Source organism: Pedococcus badiiscoriae (assembly GCF_013408925.1).
Classification (GTDB): Bacteria; Actinomycetota; Actinomycetes; order Actinomycetales; family Dermatophilaceae; genus Pedococcus; species Pedococcus badiiscoriae.
Genome location: NZ_JACCAB010000001.1, coordinates 1,430,671 through 1,445,535 on the forward strand (window position 1 = coordinate 1,430,671; position 14,865 = coordinate 1,445,535).

Sequence of the window (14,865 nt, forward strand, 5' to 3'; positions counted from 1 at the left end):
GGCGCTGACCCGGCTCAGCCGGACTGGTCCAGCCTCCGACCCGAGAGTTGTCCACAGGGTTGTGCACAGCTGGGGACAAATGACAGGCGTGTAATACCGGCCCCCACCGCCGTCAGTGCAGGGAACAGCGCGGGGAGGTCCTCAGCCCAGCAGCGATGCCGGCGCCGTGGCGTACTTGCCGATCGCGACGGCCACCACGACGAGCAGCACCAGGGCCACCCCGGGCCACTGCCAGCGTCGCGTCTCCCGCGAGGAGGTCGCCGCGATGACCCCGGCAACAGCAGCCCCGGTGAGCAGGCCACCGAGGTGGGCCTGCCACGCGATGCCGGGCACCACGAAGCCGATGACCGCGTTGATGCCGATCGTCGCGTACATGCCGGCCGAGGACCGCCCGAGGTGCCGGTTGAGCACGAGGAGCGCGCCGAACAGACCGAAGACGGCCCCCGACGCACCCACGGCGCCGATGTACCAGGAGCTGGGGTTGAGCTCGTCGAAGGGAACCGCCGGCGACAGCAGCAGGTAGCACGACGAGCCGCCGATGGCGCTGACGAGGTAGACCGCGGCATACCGCGCGCGACCGAGCAGCCGCTCGAGGTACTGGGCGCCCACCATCCACAGCGCGAGCATGTTGAACAGGATGTGCGTGATCGTCGCGTGGGCGAATGCTGAGGTGATGAACCGCCAGGGCTGGCTCTTGCCGAGGTAGGGCACGAACGAGATGTCGCCACTGACGCCCGGCCGGGCCGTCTGCAGCACGAAGACCAGTGCACAGATCGCGATGATCGCGTACGACACCACAGGGGTGTCGGTGACGTTGCCGCCGAAGACGGTCCGCGCGGTGCGGACCGTCTTCGCCTGCTCCTTCACGCAGTCGACGCACTGGACGCCGACCGCCGCGGGTCGCTGGCACTCTGGGCAGACCGGTCGCGAACACCGCTGACAGCGCACGTACGAGACCCGGTCGGGGTGCCGCGGGCAGACCGGTGTCGTCTGCTGCTGCGGGTATGCCGTGGGCTCACTCATGCGCGGTCCTCGCCTTCACGGGGTGCCATGGACCGGGGCCTGGGACCGGTGCCTTCGAGGTGATGCTGGTCGACGTCAGTCGTTGACGACGACCGACTCGATGACAACGTCCTCGACCGGCTTGTCGTTCGCGCCGGTCGGCACGGCCGCGATCTTGTCGACGACCTCGCGGCTCGGACCGTCGGCCACCTCGCCGAAGATCGTGTGCTTGCCCTGGAGCCAGCTCGTGTCGCCGACGGTGATGAAGAACTGCGACCCGTTCGTGCCCTTGCCCATTCGCTTGCCGGCGTTGGCCATGGCGAGCATGTACGGCTTGGTGAAGTCCTTGTCGGGACTGATCTCGTCGTCGAAGGTGTAGCCCGGGCCACCGAAGCCCTGACCGAGTGGGCACCCACCCTGGATCATGAACCCGGGGATGATGCGGTGGAACACCAGGCCGTCGAAGAACGGCGTGGGGTTGGATCGGCCGGCGTCGTCGCGGTACTCCTGCTCGCCCTTGGCCAGTCCGACGAAGTTCTTGACGGTCTTCGGGGCGTGGTCGGGGAACAGCGTGACGTTGATGTCGCCGTGGTTGGTCTTGAGGGTGACGTCCATGGTGGCCATCCTTCCATGCGGGGTGACCCGAGATGGCGCTCAGTACCCCCGCGGGCTTGCCCACCAGCGGAAACAAGGCAGGATGGGTCGGGAGAAGTCGTCCGTCCGATCGTCGTCCAGGCCCTCAACAGCACTGCTTCGCCGACCGGAGGAAATCCCCCAACGCCAAGTCACAGGAGGCACGGTGTTCCGCACCAAGACCAAGACTGAGCAGGCCAGCGAGGCTGTCAGCAGCTCCGCGCAGACCGCCGCCGAGTACGCAGCATCCCTCAAGGAGCGCGTCGGTCCGGCCGCCGAGGTGGCCAAGGAGCGCGCCGTCCAGGCCAAGGACTGGAGCAAGCCGCACGTCGAGGCCGCCCGCGAGTGGGCCAAGCCGCACGTCGAGCACGGTATCGAGGTCGCCGCCCCCAAGCTCCAGGGCGCCGTCGAGGGCCTGGCGCCCAAGGTCGACACCGCGCGGGACACCATCGTCGACACCCTGCTGCCCAAGGTCGCCGAGGCCATCGCGGCCCTGGCCGCAGCCTCCGCCGCCGCCAAGACGGCCGCCGGCGAGACGGCGGACCGGTCCTCCGACGCCTACTCGGTGCTGACCGGCAACGCCGTCGCGAAGCCGCGCCGGCGCAAGCGCAAGATCTTCATGTTCTTCGGGCTCGCCGCGGCCGCCGGGGCAGCCCTCGCCGCGTTCAAGAAGTCCACACCGCGCGAGGACCCGTGGGCGACCCCGCTCGACGACCCCTACACCGCACCGTCGACCGGCCGTGACTCGAGCGTCAGCGCGAGCAGCAAGGTGGCCAGCCTGGCCGACGCCGCCAAGGACAAGGCCGGCAGCGCCGCCGAGACGGTCAAGGACAAGGCCGCCGAGGCCAAGGACAAGGCCGCCGACGCCGCGTCCGACGCGAAGGACAAGGTCACCACCAAGAGCAAGGATGCCGCCGTCGACGCCGCCGATGGCGTGAAGGACGCCGCGGACACCGTCTCGGACACCGCGCAGGACGCCAAGGACACGGTCGACTGACCCGTCGCGCCCACCGCTGACCGGGGGCTGCTCGACACACAGGACCGAGAGGTGCCGTCGTGTCGAGCAGCCCCCGGTCATTGGGTACCGTGGGCACGGATGTGGAACTTGGCCGCGGGACCGTTCCTCGCTGCGGCGGGGCTCCTCGTGCTGGCTGGGGTCCCCAAGGTCCGTGACCCCCTCCCGCTCGTGCGGTCGCTGCGCGCCGCAGGGATGCCGGCCGGTCGCGCGCTGGTCCGAGTCTTAGCCGTGGTCGAGATCGGCGTGGGCAGCTGGGGCGTGGTCGCGCCGGGCAGGCTCAGCGCCGCCCTGGTGGCCACGGCATACCTCGTCTTCACGGCCTTCGTCGTCCGCGTCCTCTCGCGCGGGGGCGTGCTCGGGTCGTGCGGCTGCTTCGGCAAGCCGGACACCCCCGCGACCCGGACCCACGCCGCCCTGACCGGCGTTGCGGCCCTCGCCGCGCTCGCCGTCGCCCTGGACCCCCCGACCGGAGCCTGGTCAGGCGTCGACGCGGCCGCCCTCACGACCGTCGGGCTCGCGGGCGTGATCGGGTTCCTCGCCTGGCAGGTGATGGCCGTGCTGCCGACCACGTCCCCCGCAGCCGTCCGCAGCACCGTCCCCCCGACCTCCCGCGTCCGACCTGGAGACACCGCCTGATGCTTGCCGCCGTCATCGCCGAAGCCGTGGCCATCGTGCTGCTCGGCGTGCTCGTCCTGGGGTTGCTGCGCAGCCACGCGCTCATCCTCAAGGCCCTGCACGAGCTCGGCGCCGGGCTCGAGCTGGAACGAGAGGCCGGCACCGGTGTCACGACGGCCACCACCGGGGGCACGCCCGGACCGGTGCCCGTCGAGCTCGAGACCGGGGTCGTCCAGGCGACCCGCAAGGACTCCGCCACCGCCCACGACATCATCGGCACCGACCTGGACCGGGTGGAGCAGCAGGTTGTCGTCACCGCCGCGGGGTCGCGGACGCTGCTGGCCTTCCTCACCAGCGGGTGCAGCGTCTGCCAGACGTTCTGGGACGAGTTCCAGGGCCCGGTGGATGTCCCCGGAGACGGGGACCTGCGGATCATCGCCAAGGGTCCCGCCGAGGAGTCGAGCTCGAGCCTGCGCTCGCTGGCCGGCGACCGGGACGTCATCCAGTCCTCGGGGGCGTGGGTCGACTACGACATCCCCGGCTCGCCGTACTTCGTCTACGTGGAGGGGGGCGTGGTCACCGGCGAGGGTTCGGCGACCACCTGGGGCCAGGTCCGCGACCTGATGGCACAGGGCGTGGCCGACAACGCCGAGGCCCGCGCCGCGGCAGGCCGGACCGGGCCCGGACTGCTCGCCGGCGCGGACGTCGGGCCCGGCGAGCGCGACAGCCTGCCCCGGATGGACGCCGAGCTGCTGGCCGCGGGCATCGGTCCGGGCAACCCGAGCCTCTACCAGTCGCCCGACGCCGAGCACGACGCCTCGGAAGCCCAGCCGGACGCCGACGCAACCCCCGGTCCGCACCCGCAGCACGACCACCGGCACGGACAGCACGACCACGAGCCCTCCCAGCACGACCACCGGCACGACCACCACGGTCACTGACATGTCGGTGACCGTGCTCGCTCTCGCCCTCGGTCTGCCGATGGCGGCGATCGCGGCGGTCCGGGCGACCTGGTCCCCTTGAGGTGAGTCGATGCTCTCCAGCATCAGCCCGCTCGGCGAGCGGGCCAGACACTCGCGGTGGTGGCTGACCACCACGGCATACCTCCTCGGCTCGCTGGCGGGAGGACTCGCGGTCGGAGGACTCGCCGCCCTGCTCGGTGGGCTGTTGCCCGACCCTGTGCGCGACTCGCGCTGGACGCTCGTCGTCGTCGCCGGACTCCTGGTGGTGGGGCTGGTGCTCGACCTGCGCAACCAGCGCTCGGTGCCCTCGTGGCGCAGGCAGGTCGACGAACAGTGGCTGACCCGCTACCGCGGCTGGGTGTACGGGGTCGGCTTCGGCGCCCAGCTGGGGTTCGGGCTGGTCACGATCATCACGAGCACGACGACGTATGCCGCGGTGCTGCTGGCCGCGCTCACGCACCACCTCGGCGCGGGGCTGGCGATCGGTGCGACGTTCGGGATGGTCCGCGCGCTGCCGTCCCTGCTGATGGCTCGGGTGCTGGACCGGGCCGACCTGCACCGGGTCTTCATCCGCGTCGAAAGATGGGCAAATCCGGCAGGAGTCATGGCTAAGGTGGCTCTAGGAGGAGCGGCGGCGATCCTGCTGGCCGCCGCCGCCTATGGGAGCTGACGTGGGAGTTGAGACCAGTGGCTGACCACTACGGCCTGCGGGCTGACACCCCGCCGGGCTGGCAGGTGGCCGTGAGCCGTAGGGCAGGTGCCGAGCCTGCGGCGGCCGCGGCACGCAGCGCGGTCGCCGACGCCGACGTGTCCAGGCCGGTGCTGCACGCCTGCACCCGCCCGATGCCCGCCGACCGCGGCGACTTCGGCACCAACGTCGTCGACCTGCTCGGCCCCGACGACGTCTTCGTGGCGCTGGTCGACTACGGCACCGAGGTCGCCGACCAGGGCCTGTTCGAGAAGCAGGGCCTCCCTCGGCTGGCCCCGTCACAGTTCGGACCGAACCGGTTGCAGCGGCCGCTGCCGGGGTTGAGCGCCTCCCAGCACTTCTTCAGCTCCGGCGGACGGGCCTTCTGCCTGTTCACCGTCGTGGGCAGCCACGCCCGCCGGATGGCCTCCGTCCCCCGCGCGGCGGCCCTCGTGTCGAGCATCAGGATCACCGACCGGGCCACCCTGGCCCGCCAGGGAGGACGGCCGTGAGCACGCTCGACGACCTCAATGCCGGGCCTCGCGGGATGGCCGGCTTCGTCAGTGCGCTGTCGCGGCGGATGCGTCCGGTGTCCCGGCGCGACGTGCTGGTCGGCGCCACGGTGGCCGCGGCCGCGCTGGCCACCAAGCCCAAGGAGTACGCACTCACTCCCGTCGCGGCATACGCCACCATCTGCGGACCGGGCAACACGGCCGCCAGTGGCTGGACGGTGTTCTGCGCCACGGTCAACAAAGGCGTCAACGCCTGTCCGCCGGGCAGCTTCGCGGCCGGCTGGTGGAAGGCCGCCGACTCCTCGTGGTGCGGGGGCGGCTACCGGTACATCGTCGACTGCAACGCCTCCTGCTCGAAGTGCACGACAGGGTGCAGCGACCACCTGTGCGACAGCCGGTGCTGGAGCTGTTCGTGCGGGTCCGGGTCGACGGCGACCTGCGACCAGCGGCGGGTCTGCTGCAACGCCTTCCGCTACGGGCAGTGCAACACCCAGGTCAGGTGCAGCGGTGGCGTCCACTGCCGGGTGGTCAGCTGCGTGGCCCCCTACCAGTGGACCAACTGCACCACGACGTCGCTGGTCGACAACCGGACCAGCGAGCACAGCGCCCCCAGCCTGCCCGCGTGGGGGCCGATCGAGCAGCGCTACATCGCGATGGGTGCCCAGGGGTCGTTCCTCAAGGCGTCGATGGGGCCGGTGCGCGCCGTCGGAGACGGCGTCGGCACGTACGTCACCTACCAGGGGGGCACGATCTACCGGACGGCTGCGACGGGTGCGGTGCCCGTGACGGCCAGCGTCAACGCCATCCTGCTGGGGAAGGGAGGCGTGCGTGGCCCGCTCGGCTACCCGACCGCCCCCCACCAGAGCGGCCTCGTCAACGGCGGGTGGATCCAGCTCTTCCAGCATGGCGCGCTGACCGACAGCGTGGGCACGACCCCCCAGATCGTCACCGGTGACGCCTACACGGTCTGGGTCGCGAACGGTCGCGAGCGCGGCGTCCTCGGCTACCCCACGGGGCCGATGGTCACGCCGACGGTCCGAGGCTGGGTGCAGGCCTTCGAGCACGGCGCGATCGCCGACAGCAACAGCACCCAGCCGCTCGTGGTCGGTCCCACGATGATCGCGGCCTGGAACGCCGCCGGCGGAGCCGCCGGGGTGCTCGGTTACCCCCGCACCGCGCTGGTCAGCGATGCTCGGGGTTCGCACCAGCTGTTCCGCACGGGCGAGCTGTGGGGGCTGGGGACCGGAGCGGTCCGACGGGTCTACGGTCCCGTGCTCACGCAGTGGCAGAGGGCCGGCGGGAGCACCGGCGCCTACGGCTACCCCCTGACCGACACCGTGTCCACCCCGAGCGGCCAGCTCACCTGCACGTTCGAGGGGGGCACCATCACGGTCTGACGTCGCGAATCGCCTGCGCCACCACCGGATCCGCGTCGGACGGTAGACAGCGCAGGTCGACCAGGCACCGGCCGCGCTCGACCCGGGCGAGAACGGGACGGTCGTGCAGGCGCAGCGACGCGGCATACGACTCAGGGAGGGCGACGGCCCAGCCCGGCAGGGCGTGACCGGGTGCGCCGCCGCCGCCCACCACGCCGTCGGCGGGAACCGTCGAGGCCAGCCCCGGGGGCAGCGCGGCGACGAGCGCGTCGCAGCGGGCACGGAGGCGGTCGGGATCCGCCTCGAGCGCCTCCCACACCGGGGGTCGGGGACCGCGGACGGTGGCCTCGAGTGCGGCCAGGGTGGTCTTGTCGGCGCGGACCGCCCGGGCCAGCGGGTGCCGACGCAGCCTCGTCACGGTGTCGGTGCGGCCGAGGACGAGGCCCGCCTGGGGGCCGCCGAGGAGCTTGTCGCCGCTGCAGGTCACCAGTGCGGCGCCGTCGGCGAGCGATCGCGCGGCGTCGGGCTCGCCGGGCAGCAGGCGGTGCGGGCGCAGCAGGCCGCTGCCGATGTCGTGCACCACCGGTGGCCCGAGCACGGCGAGCGCTGCGACCGGGACGGCCGAGGTGAACCCCTCGACGCGAAAGTTGCTGGGGTGCACCTTGAGGATGCAGCCGGTGTCTGGACCGACCGCGGCCTCGTAGTCGGCCAGGGTCGTGCGGTTCGTCGTGCCGACCTCGCGCAGTCGGGCGCCAGTGCTCGTGATGAGGTCGGGCAGGCGGAAGCCGTCGCCGATCTCCACCAGCTCACCGCGGCTGACGACGACCTCACGCCCGGCCGCGAGGGCCGTGGTGGCCAGGACGAGCGCCGCCGCACCGTTGTTGACGACGAGGGCGGCCTCGGCCTCGGGCACCACCTCGAGGAGAGCGGTAAGGGTGCCGCGCCCTCGCGTGGAGCGACGCCCGGTCGACAGGTCGAGCTCGACGTCCACAGTGCCTGCGGCGGCGGTCATGGCCTCGACAGCCGCATTCGACAGGGGTGCCCGACCGAGGTTCGTGTGGATGACGACACCGGTCGCGTTGAGCACGGGCTGCAGGCTGGTGGTGCGGGCCGGGAGTGCCGCGAGGGCGGCTGCCACCACCTCGTCCGGCGCGATCACGCCGCTCCTGGCCGACTCCTGGGCGGCCTGGACGACAGCGCGCACGGTGTCCCGGCCGAATCGCGAAACAGCTTGCGCCACAGCAGGTTCCGCGAGCACGGTGTCGGTGCGCGGCACGAGGCGACGCGCGTCCGCGGGGGGCGGTTGCGGCATACGGCCTCCTCTCGTGGGTGGCGCCGGCTCGACGACCGGGACGGTCACCAGGCGCCTGTGCTCCTCCGTTCGCGAGGTTAGCGCAGGGCTCGCAGGGCTCGCAGGGCCGAAGGCCTTGTGGGCGACTGCCGTTCTGCGCACGCTGGGTGCATGGCCAGGTACGAGCTCATCGCGCACAACCGGGCCGGACAGCCGCACGGCCGTCCGGTCTTCGTCACCGCGGACAGCCCCGCCGAGGCGGTGATGATCGGGGCCCAGACGTTGCGTCGCGTGACCGAGCGCGACCACGTCCATGCCGACGTGTATGCCGTGTACCGCCATCGTCGGGTGCGCGGGCGCCGGCTCGTGGGGGCCTTCTCGCCGGACGACCCGGAAGCCGGGACGGCGGGGGTTCGCGAACCGCGCAGACCGCTGCCGACCCCGCCGAGCCTGCGGGCGGAAGCCGACTTGCCGGCATACCCGGACAACTGACGCGGGCCCTCCTGCGTGCGGCGCGCAGGCAGTAGCGTGTGCCCACTTCACCTTCTTCGGAGGCCACCATGCCGCAGTTCTCCCACACGCTGTCCGTCAGCGCTCCGCCGTCGACCATCTTCGCCATCGTCGACGACTTCACCAAGACCCCGCAGTGGCTGTCGCGGTGCACGGGGATCGACAAGCTGTCCGAGGGCGCGAACGACGTCGGCACCCAGCTGAAGTACCACTACGACGACGGCCGGCGCAGCGGCACGATGGACGGCCAGATCATCGCCCGCGAGCCCGACCGGCACTTCGCGATGAAGTTCACCGACAAGATGATGGACGTGACCGTCGACTTTGTCGCGGCGTCCGACGGGGTGGGCTCCACGCTGACCCACAGCATCGACATCGCGACCAAGGGCTTCGGCAAGCTCCTCACGCCCCTGATCAAGCGCGACCTGCCCAAGCAGACGATGGACGCGATGACCAAGCTCAAGGCGATGGCGGAGGCTTCCTGAGGCTCGGCGCGAGGGGGTGTACGCGGCATACCCGCGGCCCTAGGCTGCAAAGGTTCGCTCGTGCCGGATCACACACGGAGGTGCACTGATGGCGGGGAAGTTCGAGCTCTATCAGGACAAGTCAGGCAAGTACCGCTTCCGGCTCAAGGCCGGCAACGGCCAGGTGATCGCCGTGGGCGAAGCCTATGAGTCGAAGTCCGCTGCCCAGGACGGCATCGCCTCGGTGCAGAAGAACGCGCCCGGAGCCGCCATCGTCGAGGTCGACGGCTAGCAGACGAAGCACGGGCGCGGCCCCGCTCGGCATCCACTTCGGTATGCCGCGGCGGGGCCGCGTCGTGTGGCCGGTAGCTTCTGCGGCGGGGACTGTGTCGAGCTCAGGCGTTCGCCGGAGTTGCGGGGGGCACGGATGCCACGAGGATGGGCCCGGTGAGCGCGGAGCAGTGGAAGCCGTGGGCGGCCCGCATCGCCGTGGTCGTGGCGGTGGTCGTGGTCTACGTCGCGCTGTCCCGGTTGTGGACCTTCGCGCACACGGACAACCCTGCTCTGGTCGAGGACGACACCATCGTGCGCGTGGCGTCGAGTGCGTGCGCGCAGATGCGTGATGCTGCGGCGGCCGCGGCCGTCCCCCCGACCGCGCCCATCCCGCAGCGGGTCGGCGCCATCAACGCCGAGAACGACGCCGTCACCCAGCTCGTCGCGACGATGAACGGGCTCGGACAGGCTCGGCTCCAGGCGGACCAGCCGGCGTCCCAGTGGCTCGAGGACTGGGGACGCCTGGTGACGGCTCGCGACGCCTACGCGCGTGCCCTGGCCGCCGACAGACCCAAGCCCCTGGTGCTGCCCACGATCGACGGGAAGGGTCTGGTCGACCGCCTCAACAACGTCGGCCTGAACTGCCGCGTCCCCCTGGTGATGCTCGCGCCCTAGCTCGGACTCCTCACGCCCGCCCGCCCGCCCGCCCGCCCGGCCGCCCGGCCGCCCGGCCGCCCGCTCCAGCGTGGTTCAGAACGGGCGGTAGACGTCGCGTCGGTGTTCGATCCGGAGGACGACGACCTCACGCTGGGCCTCGTTGATCCGATAGAGAACCCGGTACGTCCCGCGTCGCGCAGACCAGATTCCGGCCAGGTCGTCACGCAGTGCCTTGCCGACCCTCTGGGGGTTGCCGATGAGGGCCGTGGTGAGGAACTCGATGACCGCGACGGCCACGGGTTCCGGGAGTTTGTCCCGCAGGGCTCGGGTGGCGGGGGGAGTGAGGACGAGCTCGTAGGGCTCCCCCTCGGTCATCGACGAATTTGCCGCGCGGCGTCCGTGCCGCGAACCACGTCACCCCGCGAGTAGGCGGCATCGGCTTCGCGGATGTCAGCCAGGGCCTCCGGATTGCCCAGGACGTCCAGAGTGTCCTCCAGTTGGGCCAAGTCCTCGGGGCTGATGAGCACGGCGGCCGCGTGACCGTTGCGGGTCACGATGACTCGCTCATGGTGGAACTCGACCCGGTCGACCACCTCGCTGAAGTGGTCTCGGACGGCGCGCAGCGGCTCGGTGCTCATGGCCACAATTGTGGCGCATGCCGTTCCCGGTCGCAACGACATGATGACGAGGCGTTCTTGCTGCGAGTCGAGTGTCCGATGGCTGCGCTAACTGCCAGTAGCCCCAACGGCCCAGGCGCAAGCGTCGGACGCCACCACTTCAGACGAGGCGGCCGTAACCGAATACATGGCAGGTCAGCACGTCGATCTCGCGCCGGGGTTCGCCGAAGAAGGCGCTCATGCGATGCTGACCCGCAGGAACGGCCGCTCCCGCGCGCGACCGTGTTCCTTCCAATTGGAATTCGGCACGATGAGGAACAGGTGCTGGGCATCCGGGGCGATGTGCGCCTTCCAGATGTCCTTGAGGTCGTGATTGTTGTTCACGGTGCCGCCCCGCTCGACCTCCGCGATGACGCCTTCGCCGGGACCCAGCCGATAGAAGAAGTCAGGCCTTGGCCGCGAGACGATCCCATCCTCGGCAGTGAGAAGGACCTCTTCGTCGAATCCAAGGCGCCCCTTGAGGATCGCCGGAACGATTCCTTGGATCGCCAAGCTCTGCGCACCGTGGATGTGGGCCGCATCAATCGCCGTCGTCTCGAGCTCTAGGGCAGTGAGGAGTTGGGCGGCCAGGATGTCCACTGACCGGATCGACTCCACGTGGTGGTCCTCGAGGGCGGAGCGCTGAAAGCGCTGGTACTCGACGGCCACGTCGCGCAGCTTCGCAGCTGAGGCGTGGAGAAGCTAGTTCTTACCGGCTTCCAGTGTCAGCGAGCAGCGACGGGCGGCCTCTGACCTGTGGTGGAGCCAAGGGGACTCGAACCCCTAACCCCCTGCTTGCAAACTCGGCGCGAGACCTCCGGGCTGCGTCGTTCGCGCCTGATCAGCGCCGTGGATCGGATGGTGACAGCACCGCCGGGGACACCCGTTGCAGTACTTCGCTGCAGTACATCGCCCGAGGCGGGTTCAGTGTCGACGGCGCTCGAAAACTGAACAGTTTCGGCGGGGTGGTTTCCAGTGATCGTCGCAACGTGGTCACTCATGTTGGAGGTCATGTTGTCGTCACGTCGCGTTCGCAAGGGTCCGGGTCGAAGGCCGAAGTCGTTGGCTCGGAAGCGGTTCATGGAGTTGCTCGGACAGGGGTGGCCGATGGCTGCGGCGGCCCGCGAGGTTGGCGTGAGTCGATCGGCCGCGAACATCTGGAAGAACGGCACGACGGTGCGACGCAAGGATGGCACGGTGAAGATCGTGCCACCGCTCGAGCCGCTCTCGCTCCGTCCGCTCTCGCCGAGGTTCCTCTCCGAACAGGAGCGGATTCAGATCGCCGACCTAGCCAGCCGAGGCGCTGGGCCGACGGAGATCGGGAAGCAACTTGGTCGATCACCCTCGACGATCAGCCGGGAGTTGCGCCGCAACGAGCACGGATCTGGCCAGTATCGGCCGTTCCACGCGCACAGCATCGCTGCGACTCGTCGTCGCCGGCCCAAGCCATTGAAGCTGTCGTTGAATCCGCAGCTGCGCTCTTATGTGACCGCGCGGTTGAAGGAGCGCTGGAGCCCTCAACAAATCAGCCGTGCCCTGCGTGGGGTCCACCCGGACGACCCGGCGATGCGAATCGCGACAGGGAGCATCTACCTCGCGATCTATCGGCCCGGATCAGGGCTTCTGCGTAAGCCGGACACGTCGCCGTTGCGAACCGGTCGTGACCATCGTCGCGCGCACACCCGGATGATCCGTGCGGGGCGACGGTTCGCTCAGCCGATGCTGTCTATTCATGATCGCGATTTCGGACCCGCGGATCGCAGCGTCGCGGGGCACTGGGAGGGCGATCTCATCCTCGGTCCGCACAACCGGTCCGCGATCGGGACGCTGGTCGAACGGCAAACCAGATACGTCAAGCTGCTGCACCTGCCAGCCCACACCTCCGCGGGGCTCCACGAAGCAGTGGTCAGATCGTTCGGCCACCTCCCGCCCGGGTTACGTAGGTCGATCACCTGGGACCAGGGCACCGAGATGGCCAAGCACCTCGACATCGCGAACGACACCGGCGCGAAGGTCTACTTCTGCGACGCCGCCAGTCCCTGGCAGCGCGGCAGCAACGAGAATACGAACGGGTTGCTGCGCCAATACTTCCCGAAGTCCACCAACTTGGCCGTCCACTCGCCAGGCGACCTCGCCCGGGTCGCGCACGAGCTCAACCGTCGCCCACGAATGACTCTCGGTGATCGAGCGCCTGAAGACCTGTTCGACCGCCTGCTACTGTCCCAGAATCCGCCGCCGTTGCGATGACCGCTGGAAACCAAGCCGCCGAAAGCGACCAGTTTTCGGGCGCCGTCGACATTCAGCGCACGTGCCCCCAGTAATAGTGACGGCGCAACGTGGTCGCTCCGGGAGGCTGAGGACAACTTGCGGTCGCTGACGGACCGCCATTCGTTCACCGCCCTGAGCGATCGGTTACGGGGCATCGCCTGGGCTTTGCCGCACTGTTCGCCGCTGCCTTCACCGGCGTCGTTCGCAAAGCCTGAGAGCGACCGAGACCGATCGCCAAGAATCCTCACCCCCCTGGGCTCGTCAGGACTGGGGACGGAAGGTGCCAGGAATCGGGTGGCTGCGAGGTTCGAGATGCGAGCCGGCGCCCTCGAAACATGGGCCGGACGCTCCCAAACAGCCGTGATCAGCACAAAGGTGTGGTGCTGTCGGCAGATTGCCGACACCCGCCTTAGGAGCGAGCCCGGCTAGAAGAGGCCGCGTGGATTCCATTGTGCTGCAACGGTTCCTGCCTTACTTTGTGTCGGGTTGTTCGGGCTGTTTCGGACCTTGCAGGTACCTCTGAGGTACCTATCGAGTATGGGTGCCCGCGGCGGGGGCCTCCGCCGCGTCCTCCACCTCGTCTGGGGTGGCGGGCTCGCGATATGCGCGAAAGCCACAGCTACGACCAAGACGATGAAGCCCACGGTTTCCCCGTGCTGAGAGGTCGCCATACGCCCAGGCTTATGGCCCGCAAGGTGGACGAGGAGCCATCGCCTGCCGGCCCAGGTGGTGACGGTCCACACGGTGGCTCCCCGCACTCCCCGCCAGCTGCGGAACCCAAGTCGACGCACGCGCGTGCGATACGGGACGCAGATAGGTTCGCGCTGCCATTCCATGATGTGGGACGGCCAGGGAGAGCCACCGACCCGATAGCGGAGAGTGGAGCGCAGGGTCGGCGGCGGGGTGAGGTTGCCCGAACAGATCGCGATGACCTAGTTGTCATCAGGCAAGGCGTAGACGTCCACGGGCCCCCGCTTACGCAGTTCGCGAAGGTGGTTGGCGAAATCGCGCCTGGCATCGGAGAGGCTATTGGTGGCGTCCTGGACTTTGTGTGCTTCGGGTCCTGGCAAGCCGCGCGCGGCCGTGACGACAAACCCCGTTGGGCCTCGTCGCTGTCCCGGCAGAACGGCAACCGCCAGAGCCTTTGCGGCCCGGAGTACTTGGTTGCAGAGGACGACGGTCTGCTGGTCTGCGTGAAGGACGACCCGCGCGCCGGCCATGTGCATTTGCTCTTGGTCGTCAATGAGCGGCGCAAGTATGTCCAAAGGGTCGGCGGCGCGGCGGAGTCTCGCAAGGACGGCGAAGTTCCCGGCCGGGTGGCTTTGCCCTTGGAGTACCGCGGACCACAGGCGGGAGCGGTCGATCATCGTCAGCCCCTTCGTCAGGACGACTTGAGCCGCAGCGAAGAACTCATCATCTTGTGCCGCTCTGGCGCGACGCCGCTCTTGCAGTAGAACGGCCCCGACCGATGCGGCTCCCGTGATGGCGGAGGCGAGCAGTGCAGCTCCGGCGCTGATCAGGGCAATGGTGATTATGTCGGACACGCAGGCAACGTATCGGGGCGGGGTGACATACGGGCATGGGTGGCTTGAACGCAGACGTGGTTGCCGGAGCGCTCATCCAAACGGGTGGGCGCTTTGTGTGTACGGGCGTGGGGTGCGGTGGGGTGCGAGCAGGGCGCGAAGCGCCGGTAGCGCGGGGCCACATCGCGGGGTCCCACGGCTCCCGGCGAAGCCGCGCTTGAGCCAGTAGAGAAGTCCTCACGAAGGCGGCAGTTTCTGGACGTCAGGAACAAAGATGCACGTTACGGCTAGATTGTGGCGGAAACGGCGCCGTGGCCGCCGGGTGCCAAGCGTGGCGGAGGAGCAGGGTGTACACGGACAGCGAAACTTGGAAGCGGACCCTGGCAGACGGGCCCGAGGGCTCACCTCATCAGGCTG

General features: G+C 69.7%; 18 protein-coding genes. 12 read left to right on the forward strand and 6 right to left on the reverse strand.

The window, feature by feature from the left end; all coding sequences use genetic code 11:
• Positions 1–141 precede the first annotated feature (141 nt).
• Positions 142–1,023 carry a rhomboid family intramembrane serine protease gene (locus BJ986_RS06875; protein ID WP_179421308.1) on the reverse strand — a complete coding sequence of 294 codons (882 nt, stop codon included), beginning with the start codon at positions 1,021–1,023 and terminating at the stop codon, positions 142–144.
• A 75-nt stretch (positions 1,024–1,098) separates the two neighbouring features.
• A complete protein-coding gene (locus tag BJ986_RS06880; RefSeq protein WP_179421309.1) occupies positions 1,099–1,617 on the reverse strand; it encodes a peptidylprolyl isomerase in 519 nt (172 codons plus the stop codon).
• A 184-nt stretch (positions 1,618–1,801) separates the two neighbouring features.
• Here BJ986_RS06880 and BJ986_RS06885 point away from each other — a divergent pair, with 184 nt between their 5' ends.
• The 6 genes from BJ986_RS06885 to BJ986_RS16755 all read left to right on the forward strand — a co-directional run bounded on the left by BJ986_RS06885 (position 1,802) and on the right by BJ986_RS16755 (position 6,827).
• Positions 1,802–2,632 carry a hypothetical protein gene (locus tag BJ986_RS06885; protein WP_179421310.1) on the forward strand — a complete coding sequence of 277 codons (831 nt, stop codon included), beginning with the start codon at positions 1,802–1,804 and terminating at the stop codon, positions 2,630–2,632.
• A gap of 99 nt (positions 2,633–2,731) precedes the next feature.
• Complete coding sequence (locus BJ986_RS06890) at positions 2,732–3,289, forward strand: MauE/DoxX family redox-associated membrane protein (RefSeq protein ID WP_179421311.1); 558 nt, start codon at positions 2,732–2,734, stop codon at positions 3,287–3,289.
• Positions 3,289–4,209, forward strand: coding sequence for a hypothetical protein (locus BJ986_RS06895; protein WP_179421312.1), 921 nt, complete (start codon positions 3,289–3,291; stop codon positions 4,207–4,209). The genes BJ986_RS06890 and BJ986_RS06895 overlap by 1 nt, the downstream gene beginning before the upstream one ends.
• A 91-nt stretch (positions 4,210–4,300) precedes the next feature.
• Entirely contained in the window at positions 4,301–4,900 is a 600-nt protein-coding gene (locus tag BJ986_RS06900) for a hypothetical protein (RefSeq protein ID WP_179421313.1), read from the forward strand.
• Positions 4,901–4,917: 17 nt separating this feature from the next.
• The gene (locus BJ986_RS06905; RefSeq protein ID WP_179421314.1) at positions 4,918–5,430 is read left to right on the forward strand and encodes a hypothetical protein; all 513 of its coding nucleotides are present in this window, start codon (positions 4,918–4,920) and stop codon (positions 5,428–5,430) included.
• Positions 5,427–6,827, forward strand: a complete 1,401-nt coding sequence (locus BJ986_RS16755; protein ID WP_179421315.1) for a twin-arginine translocation signal domain-containing protein — start codon at positions 5,427–5,429, stop codon at positions 6,825–6,827. Before BJ986_RS06905 ends, BJ986_RS16755 begins: the two co-directional genes overlap by 4 nt.
• Here the strand turns inward: BJ986_RS16755 and selA are convergent.
• Complete coding sequence (selA, locus tag BJ986_RS06915) at positions 6,817–8,118, reverse strand: L-seryl-tRNA(Sec) selenium transferase (protein WP_179421316.1); 1,302 nt, start codon at positions 8,116–8,118, stop codon at positions 6,817–6,819. The two genes, BJ986_RS16755 and selA, sit on opposite strands and share 11 nt — an antisense overlap.
• A 150-nt stretch (positions 8,119–8,268) precedes the next feature.
• On the opposite strand from selA, the gene BJ986_RS06920 reads away from it, so the two are divergent.
• The 4 genes from BJ986_RS06920 to BJ986_RS06935 all read left to right on the forward strand — a co-directional run bounded on the left by BJ986_RS06920 (position 8,269) and on the right by BJ986_RS06935 (position 10,019).
• Positions 8,269–8,589 carry a hypothetical protein gene (locus tag BJ986_RS06920; RefSeq protein WP_179421317.1) on the forward strand — a complete coding sequence of 107 codons (321 nt, stop codon included), beginning with the start codon at positions 8,269–8,271 and terminating at the stop codon, positions 8,587–8,589.
• 68 nt (positions 8,590–8,657) lie between these two features.
• Positions 8,658–9,092, forward strand: a complete 435-nt coding sequence (locus BJ986_RS06925; RefSeq protein ID WP_179421318.1) for an SRPBCC family protein — start codon at positions 8,658–8,660, stop codon at positions 9,090–9,092.
• A gap of 88 nt (positions 9,093–9,180) precedes the next feature.
• Positions 9,181–9,363, forward strand: a complete 183-nt coding sequence (locus tag BJ986_RS06930; RefSeq protein ID WP_179421319.1) for a YegP family protein — start codon at positions 9,181–9,183, stop codon at positions 9,361–9,363.
• 155 nt (positions 9,364–9,518) lie between these two features.
• On the forward strand, positions 9,519–10,019 hold the full coding sequence (locus BJ986_RS06935) for a hypothetical protein (RefSeq protein ID WP_179421320.1): 501 nt from the start codon (positions 9,519–9,521) through the stop codon (positions 10,017–10,019).
• Positions 10,020–10,094: 75 nt separating this feature from the next.
• On the opposite strand, the gene BJ986_RS06940 is transcribed toward BJ986_RS06935, so the two are convergent.
• From BJ986_RS06940 to BJ986_RS06950, 3 genes are all read right to left on the reverse strand, one after another.
• The gene (locus BJ986_RS06940) at positions 10,095–10,376 is read right to left on the reverse strand and encodes a type II toxin-antitoxin system RelE family toxin (protein WP_179421321.1); all 282 of its coding nucleotides are present in this window, start codon (positions 10,374–10,376) and stop codon (positions 10,095–10,097) included.
• On the reverse strand, positions 10,373–10,639 hold the full coding sequence (locus BJ986_RS06945) for a type II toxin-antitoxin system Phd/YefM family antitoxin (RefSeq protein WP_179421322.1): 267 nt from the start codon (positions 10,637–10,639) through the stop codon (positions 10,373–10,375). Before BJ986_RS06945 ends, BJ986_RS06940 begins: the two co-directional genes overlap by 4 nt.
• A gap of 216 nt (positions 10,640–10,855) precedes the next feature.
• Positions 10,856–11,326, reverse strand: a complete 471-nt coding sequence (locus tag BJ986_RS06950) for a phosphatase PAP2 family protein (RefSeq protein WP_238338060.1) — start codon at positions 11,324–11,326, stop codon at positions 10,856–10,858.
• Positions 11,327–11,668: 342 nt separating this feature from the next.
• Between BJ986_RS06950 and BJ986_RS06955 the strand changes: the two genes are divergently transcribed.
• Complete coding sequence (locus BJ986_RS06955) at positions 11,669–12,904, forward strand: IS30 family transposase (RefSeq protein WP_420372054.1); 1,236 nt, start codon at positions 11,669–11,671, stop codon at positions 12,902–12,904.
• A 1,013-nt stretch (positions 12,905–13,917) separates the two neighbouring features.
• Positions 13,918–14,379 carry a hypothetical protein gene (locus tag BJ986_RS06960; protein WP_179421323.1) on the forward strand — a complete coding sequence of 154 codons (462 nt, stop codon included), beginning with the start codon at positions 13,918–13,920 and terminating at the stop codon, positions 14,377–14,379.
• Positions 14,380–14,865: the final 486 nt, after the last annotated feature.

Excerpts from the sequence above, each read along its gene's own strand:
- BJ986_RS06955 (WP_420372054.1), top strand. The coding sequence starts at position 11,669 with ATGTTGTCGTCACGTCGCGTTCGCAAGGGTCCGGGTCGAAGGCCGAAG.
- BJ986_RS06945 (WP_179421322.1), bottom strand. The coding sequence starts at position 10,639 with ATGAGCACCGAGCCGCTGCGCGCCGTCCGAGACCACTTCAGCGAGGTG.
- BJ986_RS06900 (WP_179421313.1), top strand. The coding sequence starts at position 4,301 with ATGCTCTCCAGCATCAGCCCGCTCGGCGAGCGGGCCAGACACTCGCGG.
- BJ986_RS06875 (WP_179421308.1), bottom strand. The coding sequence starts at position 1,023 with ATGAGTGAGCCCACGGCATACCCGCAGCAGCAGACGACACCGGTCTGC.
- BJ986_RS06895 (WP_179421312.1), top strand. The coding sequence starts at position 3,289 with ATGCTTGCCGCCGTCATCGCCGAAGCCGTGGCCATCGTGCTGCTCGGC.
- BJ986_RS06925 (WP_179421318.1), top strand. The coding sequence starts at position 8,658 with ATGCCGCAGTTCTCCCACACGCTGTCCGTCAGCGCTCCGCCGTCGACC.
- BJ986_RS06920 (WP_179421317.1), top strand. The coding sequence starts at position 8,269 with ATGGCCAGGTACGAGCTCATCGCGCACAACCGGGCCGGACAGCCGCAC.
- selA (WP_179421316.1), bottom strand. The coding sequence starts at position 8,118 with ATGCCGCAACCGCCCCCCGCGGACGCGCGTCGCCTCGTGCCGCGCACC.
- BJ986_RS06940 (WP_179421321.1), bottom strand. The coding sequence starts at position 10,376 with ATGACCGAGGGGGAGCCCTACGAGCTCGTCCTCACTCCCCCCGCCACC.
- BJ986_RS06880 (WP_179421309.1), bottom strand. The coding sequence starts at position 1,617 with ATGGACGTCACCCTCAAGACCAACCACGGCGACATCAACGTCACGCTG.
- BJ986_RS06890 (WP_179421311.1), top strand. The coding sequence starts at position 2,732 with ATGTGGAACTTGGCCGCGGGACCGTTCCTCGCTGCGGCGGGGCTCCTC.
- BJ986_RS06930 (WP_179421319.1), top strand. The coding sequence starts at position 9,181 with ATGGCGGGGAAGTTCGAGCTCTATCAGGACAAGTCAGGCAAGTACCGC.